Source organism: Kitasatospora sp. NPDC002522 (assembly GCF_053595195.1).
Map to the genome: position 1 here is coordinate 166026 of NZ_JBSFXE010000014.1, position 8371 is coordinate 174396.

Sequence of the window (8371 nt, forward strand, 5' to 3'; positions counted from 1 at the left end):
TGCTCCCGGGTCATTCACGGGGCGGTCCTCCGACGGGGCTGCCGAGGGCGGTCCGCACCCGCCGGTAGGTGCGCCAGGCGCGGGTGTAGAGGCTTTCCGGGACGGGTCCGACCCGGGCACCACGGCCGTGGGTCCAATTGTCGAAGACTTCGCCCGGGGTGTCGTGGTAGACGAGCAGCCGGCAGATCCGCAGCGGGTCGTCGGTGTCGGAGGAGAACTTGTTCTCGACGGCGGTGGCGGAGCTCCAGCCGGCCCGGCGGACCAGGGTGCGCACGGTGCGGCTGGAGTAGCCGTGCGGGTAGGCGTAGGCGCTGACGCCGTGGCCGAGGGCCTCCTCGAGGCGGCGCTTGCAGCCGGTGATCTCGTCGTCGAGGCGGCTGCCGTAGACGGTGTCCAGCGGCACGTGGGTCATCGAGTGGCCGCCGATCTCGACGCCGAGGGCGTCGAGGGTGGCGACCTGGCGCCAGTTCAGCATGGGCGTGTCGGGCAGCAGGCTGCCGGAGCCGACCGCGCCGGGCGGGTGGATGGCGCCGACGGTGAGGTAGAGGGTGGCGGACAGGCCGCGGTCGGACAGCTCGGGGGCGACGGTCCAGTAGAAGTCGGCGTAGCCGTCGTCGAAGGTGAGCACGGCGGCGTCGGGGGGCATCGCGGGTCCGCCGTGCAGGGCGGCGACCAGGCGGCGCAGCGGGACGATGGAGCGGCCGGCGTCCTGGATCCGGTCGAGCTGGTTGCGGAACGCCCGCGGGGTGACGGTGTAGGGGGCGAGCCACTCGGGCGGGTGGTCGGAGACGGAGTGGTACAGGAAGACCGGGATGGCGGTCACGGCTGCCTCCCCTGGTCGGTGGCGGTGCGGGCGGGCAGGCCGCGCAGGGTGCCGGCGGCGTAGCCGAGGACGGTGAGCGCGGTGCCGGCGCAGAGCGCGGCGGCGCGGCGCAGCCGGGCGTGGCGCAGGTCGTGCCAGAACGCGGCGGGGAGGGTGCGGCGCAGGTAGCCGCGTTCGTCGGCGAGCGCGGGGCCGGCTCCGGCGTACCGGGCGACCTGGGCCTTCGAGCGGCCTTCGGCGTAGCAGCGGGCCCGGAAGTAGGCCCAGGTGGCGCGGGTGGGCGGGACGTGGTGGCGGACCACGGCGGCGGGGTCGTAGTGCAGCCGGCCGCCGGGGTGACGGCGGGTCAGGCGCAGGCAGATCTCGGTCTCCTCGCAGCCGAGCGGGCGGGTGCCGACCCGGCCGAGGTCGCTGCGGAAGCCGCCGGCGTCGTCGAGCGCGGTGCGGCGGAAGGACATGTTGGCGCCGGTGAGGTTGCGGACGGCGGCCTCCCGGCGCGGCGAGCCGCGGTAGGTGCAGCCGACCACCCAGTCGAACTCGGGCGGGAACCAGTCGGGCCGGCCGCCGTCCCAGCGGGCGGTGACGAGTCCGCCGACGCCGAGCACGGCGTCCTCGCGGTAGCCGGCCAGCAGCCGGGTGGTCCAGTCGGGTTCGGCGGCGGCGTCGTCGTCGAGGAAGCCGACGACTTCGCCGCGGGCGGCGGCGACGCCGGTGTTGCGGGCGCCGGACAGGCCGCGCGGACCGGCGTTGGCGACGATCCGGGTACCCGTCAGTTCGCGGGCGCGGACGGCGAGTTCGGGGTTGTGGTCGATGACGAGCAGGACTTCCTCGGCCGGGCGGTGCTGGGCGTGGACGGAGGCCACGGCGGCCGTCAGGTCGTCCCAGCGGTCCAGGGTGTACGCGCAGATCACCACGGTGAGGGTTTCTCGGGTGTTCATGCCGGGCTCCTCTGTGGTGCGGGCAGCCACCTCGGCAGGGTGGCCAGCAGTGGGACGGCGACGGTGCAGGCCGCGATCAGCCAGGCGAGGCCGACGCCGGGCAGGCCGAGGGCGGGCAGCAGGAGGATCACGAGCAGCGTCACCAGCCCGGCGAAGGTGAACTCCAGCAGCAGCAGGGTGCGCAGCGCGCGGCGGACCCGGGCGACCTCGATGGCGACGCTGATCACCACGTTGGGCACGGCGGACAGCGCCAGCAGCCGCAGCAGCGTGGTGCCGTGTGCGGAGTACCCGGCCCCGAACGGGAGCAGCAGCAGGGGTGCGGCGGCCACCACCACGGCGCTCGCGGCGAGCACCAGCAGGGCGGCGTGCCGCAGCATCCGGCGGCCGTGTTCGGCGATCCGGGCGGGTTCGCGGACGCCCTCGACGACCAGCGAGCCGCCCATCGAGGCGACCGCGACGTAGAAGGTGTCGGAGATGATGTAGGCCAGCGCGAAGTAGGCGGCCTGTTCGGCGCCCAGCCGGTTGAGCACCAGCAGCGGGACGACGCTGGCGCAGGCCACGCCGGCGGTCTTGCCGAAGTAGTCGGCGGTGGCGTAGCTGAGGACCCGCCGGGGCCTGGGCGCGCCTTCGGTGTCGGCACGCTGGTGGGCGGGGATGGCGTGCCGGAACAGCACCACGCTGGTGACGGTGATGGCGACGATCAGCGCCAGCGCCCAGGAGTACAGGAGTCCGACGGAGAGCGCCAGCGCGGCGCAGACCGCCAGCACCACTGCCTTGACCACGTTGAACAGGGCGTTCTCGCCGAGCACCCAGCCGGTGCGGCGCAGTCCGGTCAGGGCGCCGTCCTGGAGCACGAAGACCGAGTAGCCGGCCGTCGCGACCAGGAACGCGAGTGCGGGCAAGGGGCTGCGCAGGAAGGTGAGTTCGGGGGAGATCCAGGGGACCAGGAGCAGGAAGCCGACGGCGGCGAGGCCGCTGGCGCCGATGCTGACGGCGTAGCAGCGCAGCACCAGCCAGCGGGTGTGCCGGCCGGCGGCGGGTACGAAGCGGGTGAGCACGTCGCCGAGGTTGAACCGGCCGAGGCCGGAGAGCAGTCCGGCGAGGGCGAGCGCGGCGGAGCAGCGGCCGACGGTCTCGGGGCTGTACCAACGGGTGCCGAGGATCCAGAACGCGGAGCCGAGCGCGGCGGAGAGCAGTGCGCTGCCCGCCAGCATGTGGCCGTTGCGCAGCAGGGGTTCGGCGGCTCCGGTGCGGGAGCGCACCGCGCGCAGCCGGGCGCGCAGCAGCGCGGTGAAGCCGCACTCGCAGGGCAGTGGCAGCGGGCAGGAGCAGGTCCGGCCGGCGGCGGCGCCACGGGTGAGCGGTGCGGCGGTCATCGCCCGGCTCCTTCACGGGTGCGGCGGCGCTCGGCGGCGCCGCGCAGGTAGCCGGCCGGGCCGTGCAGCAGGCCGCGCAGTTCGCGGCGGCCGAGCGCGCTGAGCGCGGGGTCGCGGTGGGCTGCGGCCTGCCGTCCGCCGCGGCGCAGCGCCTGCCGGGCGCCGCGGGGCAGCCGGGCGGCGAGGGTGCCGAGCAGGGCGGGCCGGTGGACGACGGCGGCGGTCAGGTAGGCGCCGAAGCCGACGCCGAAGCCGTAGACCTGGGCGTCGAGGCCGTCGAGGGTGCGCCGGTGGCGGTGCCAGACCAGCGCGTCGGGCTGGTAGGCGACGACGGCACCGGAGTAGAGCACCTGGAGGAAGGCGAGCAGGTCCTCGCCGCCGCGCCCGGGGGTGCCGGCGCCGATCGCGGTGTCGAACCCGCCGATGGAGCGCAGCAGTTCGGTGTTGAAGGCCATGTTGGCACCGGTGCCGAAGCGGCTGACGGTGAGGGGGAAGAGCGGGTCGTCGGCGGGGTCGTCGAGCGACCAGGCGGCGGGGGTGAAGCCGCGGGTGTAGCCGCAGTAGCGTTCGAAGGCGGTCTGGGCGGCGGTGTCGAGTTCGGCGGGCAGCACCAGGCCGGTGACGCAGCCGGTGCGCGGGTCGTCGGCGAACCGGGCGGCGAGCGCGGCGACCCAGCCGGGGTCGGCGAGGGCGTCGTCGTCGGTGAAGGCGCACAGTTCGCCGCGGGCGGCGGCGAGGCCGCGGTTGCGGGCCCGGGCCAGGCCCGGGACCGGCTCGCGGAGGTAGCGGACCCGGCCGGGGTAGCGCCCGCGGACCAGTTCCTCGACGGCGCGGTCCGTGGGCGCGTTGTCCACGACGAGGTACTCGGCCTGCGGATAGCCGTTCCGCAGCAGGGCGTCGAGGCACTGTCGCAGCATCCCTTCCCGGTCGCGGGTGCAGACGATGACGCTGACCGCCGGGGCGCGGCGGGCCGGGGCGGCCGCGGGGCGCTCCGGCAGGTCGGCCCCTGCCTGCGTCAACTCCCGGATCAGTGCGGCCTCCTCGCCGCCGGAGGTGGCGGCGACCAGGCCGAGCGGGCGGCCCTGACGGCGGATCAGCGCGAGTACCGGGCCGGGCCCGGGCCGGCTGGGCCCGCCGCCCGGGCCGAGCAGGTCGCCGGGCCGGTCGAGGTCGTAGTCGACCAGCGCGGCGGGGGCCGGCGGGATCGGCGTGGCGGGCGTGGTCATCACCGTTCGCCTCCGGAGCCGGCCCCGGCGCAGCGCACGGCGGTGTGCTGGCGGTGCAGGCTGATCAGGTAGCCGAGCGGCCCGTAGAGCAGCCCGCCCATCTCGCGGCGGCCGAGCCGGAGCATCGGTGCGGGGACGGCGACGGGTGCGGCCTTGGCGCGGCGCCGCCGCACGGTCTGCCACTGCCACACGCCGCGGGGCAGCCGGCGCACCAGCGGGGCGAGCACGCCGGGCTGGTGGGAGACGGCGGCGGTGAGGTAGGCGCCGAAGCCGACGCCGAAGTTGAAGACCTGCTTGGTCAGCTCCTCGGCGGTGCGCGGGTGCCGGTGCCAGACGATCGCGTCGGGCTGGTAGGCGACGCTGTGGCCGGCGTTCAACACCCGGAAGAACGCCAGCAGTTCCTCGCCGCCGCGGGCGGGGGTGCCGGCGCCGGTGGCGGGGTCGAAGCCGCCGACGGCGCGCAGCACCGAGGTCTTGAAGGCCATGTTGGCGCCGGAGCCGAACCGGCCGACGGAGAACCGCAGCAGCGGGTCGGCGGCGGCGTCGGCGAGCGACCAGGTGCGGGCGTCGAAGCCGCGCGCGTAGCCGCCGTACTCCTCCAGCACCCGCTGGGCGGGGGTGTCGAGTTCGGCGGGCAGGACGAGTCCGGTGACGCAGCCGACCTCGCGGTCGGCGGCGAAGGCGTCGGCGACGGCGCCTACCCACGCGGCGTCGACCAGGACGTCGTCGTCGGCGAAGGCGCAGATCTCGCCGCGGGCGGCGGCCAGGCCCCGGTTGCGGGCCCGGGCCGAGCCGGTGATCGGTTCGCGCAGGTAGCGCACCCGGTCCGGGTAGTGCTCCTGGACGAGCCGGCGGGCGCCGTCGTCGGCGGGCGCGTTGTCGACCACCAGCACCTCGTAGTACGGGTAGTCGGAGCGCAGCAGCGACTCCAGGCAGCGCCGCAGGACGGCGGGCCGGTTGTGGGTGGGGACGATCACCGAGACCGTCGGGAGGTCCGCGGGCACCCGGGCGCGGCCGGCCCGGGTGTGCCGGGCGGCGGGCGCCGCGGTGGACCTGGCGGGAACGTGCAGTTCCCGATGGGCGGCAGCGACCAGCGCCCGGCTCAGCGCGGCGCGGTGGCCGGCCGTTCCGGTGGCTTTCACCAGGCCGAGCGGGTGTCCGTGCAGCCGCACCAACGCCAACACGCGTCCGTCGGGGTCGGCGGGTCCTCGGCCGCCGGGCGAGCGCACCTCGCCCGGCTCGTCCAGGTCCAGTTCGACGACGGCGACGGGGGTGTGGAGCGAGTCTCGGGCGGCGGGCGGCGGGCAGGCCGTCCCGGTGCGCCGGTCGGGGCCCATCATCGTTCCTCCCCCCCGGCAAGGGTGGCCGCGGTCCTGGCGCCGGGACGTTCGGCGATCAGGGTCCGCAGCACCCTTCGGCCGTCGGAGACGGCGTGCAGGTGCGAGCGACCGCTGCGGCGGGGAAGTTCCAGGCTCGGTACCTCGGCGATCCGCAGGCCCGAGCGCAGGGCGTGGGCGATCATCTCGGCCTCGATCTCGAAGCCGGTGGACCGCAGGTCGAGTTCGTCCAGCATGCTGCGGCGGAAGGCGCAGTAGCCGTAGCACAGGTCGGTGAGGGCGCCGCCGTACAGGCGGTTGACCACGATCAGCAGGGCCTTGTTGCCGAGCGCCCGGACCCTGGTGAAGTCGAGCGATCCGCCGCCGGCGATCCGCCGGGAGCCCTTGACGAAGTCGTAGCCGTGGTCGAGGAAGTGCAGGAAGTGCGGGATCTCGCCGGGCCACATCGAGCCGTCGGCGTCCATCATCACGATGTACTCGCCCTTGGCGGCGGCGAATCCGGTGCGCAGCGCGTTGCCCTTGCCGGGCCCGGTCTGCTGGACGCTGCGCACGGCGGGCAGGCACTGGCGGGCCATCGTGATCGTGGCGTCCCGGGACGAGCCGTCGACCAGGATCACCTCGTCGACGCAGCGCGGGATCTGCTCGAAGACCCAGGGGATGTTGCGGGCCTCGTCGCGGGCGGGGACGACCAGGCTGACGGTGTGTCGGCTGGCGTAGTCGCCGGCTCGGCGGCCGGGGGCGCGCTCGGGCCGGCTGTCGTCGGCGCGGCGGCCGAGGGCGTGCTCGGGGATGCGGTCGCCGGCCCGGCGCAGCGGATGGCCGTCGACGGCCGGGGGCGCGGTGGATTGCCCGGTGGGCAGGGTGGTGCTCATCGCGGAATGCCTCTCGCTGAGGCGGGAAAGGGCACGGCGGTGCCCGTGGTGAGGGATGGCTGCGGCGCGCGGGGAGGTGACCGGTGTGCGGGACCGCGGTGCGGTCCGGGACTCCCCCGCTGGTCTCCCCTGCTGCTTCCCCCCGCCGGGACGGTCGACGCCGAAGAAGGGCGATCGCCGTCCGGGGCGCTTGCTGCGCCGCTCTCCTGGTGTACCGCGTGAGAAGCGGTTCCAGGTCTTCATCCTCTGCCCGGCACCGACGCCCTGTCAACCGCTTCGTGCGGTTTTGTCGTAATATCCGGCGACTTGGGGCGTTCTACGGGTTGATGCCGTGAATGTCCGCTTCGGTCAGGTCGGCCTCGGCGATCCGGCGGGCGATCTCGCCGGGCCGCACCGGGCGGCCGAAGTGCCAGCCCTGCGCCCAGTCGCAGCCCATCAGCCGCAGCCGCTCCGCGTCGGCGCGGCTCTCCACGCCCTCGGCGGTGACCGACAGGCCGAGCGTGTGGGCCAGCGAGACCAGGCCGCTGACGATCCGCCAGCCCAGGTGGGTGTCCTTGGCGGGGTCGTGCAGGTCGCCGACGAAGGAGCCGGCGATCTTCAGGCTGGAGACCGGCAGGTCGCGCAGGTAGGCGAGGTTGGACCAGCCGGTGCCGAAGTCGTCGACGGCCAGCGAGACGCCCATGTCGACCAGGGCGTGCAGCGCCTTGAGCGCCTCGTCCTCGGGGCCGACCACGGTGGACTCGGTGATCTCCAGCTGCAGCATCGACGGGTCGAGGCCGGTGCTGCGCAGGATCCGGTCGATGTCCCCGACCAGCCCGGCGTTGCGGGCCTGACGGACCGCCAGGTTGACGCTCAGCTTGGGGGCGCGCTCACCGAACCGGGCGACCCAGTCGGCGGCCTGCTCGCAGGCCTGCTCCAGCACCCAGCGGCCGAGCGGCATGATCAGGCCGGTCTCCTCGGCGACGCCGACGAACTCCTCCGGCCCGAGCACGCCGAGCTGCGGGTGCCGCCAGCGCACCAGCGCCTCGACGCCGGCCATCGAGCCGTCGGCGAGGTCGACCATCGGCTGGTAGTCGATGAAGAACTCGCCGCGGTCCAGCGCCGCGGGCATCCGCACGGAGACCGCGTACCGGCTGACCGCGCGGGCGTTCTCCTTGGGGTCGAACAGCGTCCAGCGGCCGCGCCCGGCCTCCTTGGCGCGGTACAGCGTCAGGTCGGCGGCCCGGACCGCGGCGCCGGGGGTGGTGGTGGCGATCCGGCGCTCCAGGACGCCGACGCTGGCGCCGACGGCGAGCCGGTGGTCGCCGATCACCACCGGCTTGGTGAGCGCGGCCAGCACGGTCTTGGCGGCCGCGACCGCCTCCTGCTCGCCGCGGCAGTTCTCCAGCAGCACCACGAACTCGTCGCCGCCGAGCCGGGCCACCAGGTGCCCGAGCGGGGACAGCGCGGCCTCCAGCCGCCCGGCGACCACGGTCAGCAGCTGGTCGCCCATGTCGTGGCCGAGGCTGTCGTTGACCACTTTGAAGCCGTCCAGGTCGACGTAGCACAGCCCGAACCTGGCGTCCGGCTCCGGCTCCTCGAACAGTTTCTCCAGCCGCTCGAAGAACGCCGCCCGGTTGGGCAGCCCGGTCAGCGGGTCGTGGGTGGCCTGGTGGCGCAGCCGCTCCTGCAGGCGGTAGCGGTCGGTGATGTCCTCCAGCATCACCACCTGGTACTGCGGGACGCCGTCGTCGTCGCGGATCAGCGAGACCGTCAGGTGGGTCCAGACCACTTCGCCGTCGCGCCGGTAGTACGGCTTG

General features: G+C 74.9%; 7 protein-coding genes. All 7 read right to left on the reverse strand.

The features are described 5' to 3' along the window. Nucleotides 1–10 precede the first annotated feature (10 nt). The gene (locus tag ACWD4U_RS15050) at nt 11–823 is read right to left on the reverse strand and encodes a polysaccharide deacetylase family protein (RefSeq protein WP_363448853.1); all 813 of its coding nucleotides are present in this window, start codon (nt 821–823) and stop codon (nt 11–13) included. After that, nucleotides 820–1761, reverse strand: a complete 942-nt coding sequence (locus ACWD4U_RS15055) for a glycosyltransferase family 2 protein (RefSeq protein ID WP_363448851.1) — start codon at nt 1759–1761, stop codon at nt 820–822. Before ACWD4U_RS15055 ends, ACWD4U_RS15050 begins: the two co-directional genes overlap by 4 nt. Further along, a complete protein-coding gene (locus ACWD4U_RS15060) occupies nt 1758–3137 on the reverse strand; it encodes a polysaccharide biosynthesis protein (RefSeq protein WP_363448849.1) in 1380 nt (459 codons plus the stop codon). The genes ACWD4U_RS15055 and ACWD4U_RS15060 overlap by 4 nt, the downstream gene beginning before the upstream one ends. Further along, nucleotides 3134–4363, reverse strand: coding sequence for a glycosyltransferase (locus tag ACWD4U_RS15065; protein ID WP_363448847.1), 1230 nt, complete (start codon nt 4361–4363; stop codon nt 3134–3136). Before ACWD4U_RS15065 ends, ACWD4U_RS15060 begins: the two co-directional genes overlap by 4 nt. After that, nucleotides 4363–5703 carry a glycosyltransferase gene (locus ACWD4U_RS15070; protein WP_363448845.1) on the reverse strand — a complete coding sequence of 447 codons (1341 nt, stop codon included), beginning with the start codon at nt 5701–5703 and terminating at the stop codon, nt 4363–4365. The genes ACWD4U_RS15065 and ACWD4U_RS15070 overlap by 1 nt, the downstream gene beginning before the upstream one ends. After that, nucleotides 5700–6572 carry a glycosyltransferase family 2 protein gene (locus tag ACWD4U_RS15075; RefSeq protein ID WP_363448843.1) on the reverse strand — a complete coding sequence of 291 codons (873 nt, stop codon included), beginning with the start codon at nt 6570–6572 and terminating at the stop codon, nt 5700–5702. The genes ACWD4U_RS15070 and ACWD4U_RS15075 overlap by 4 nt, the downstream gene beginning before the upstream one ends. A 316-nt stretch (nt 6573–6888) precedes the next feature. Beyond that, on the reverse strand, nt 6889–8371 hold a 1483-nt coding region (locus tag ACWD4U_RS15080), incomplete at its 5' end, for a putative bifunctional diguanylate cyclase/phosphodiesterase (protein ID WP_449787199.1).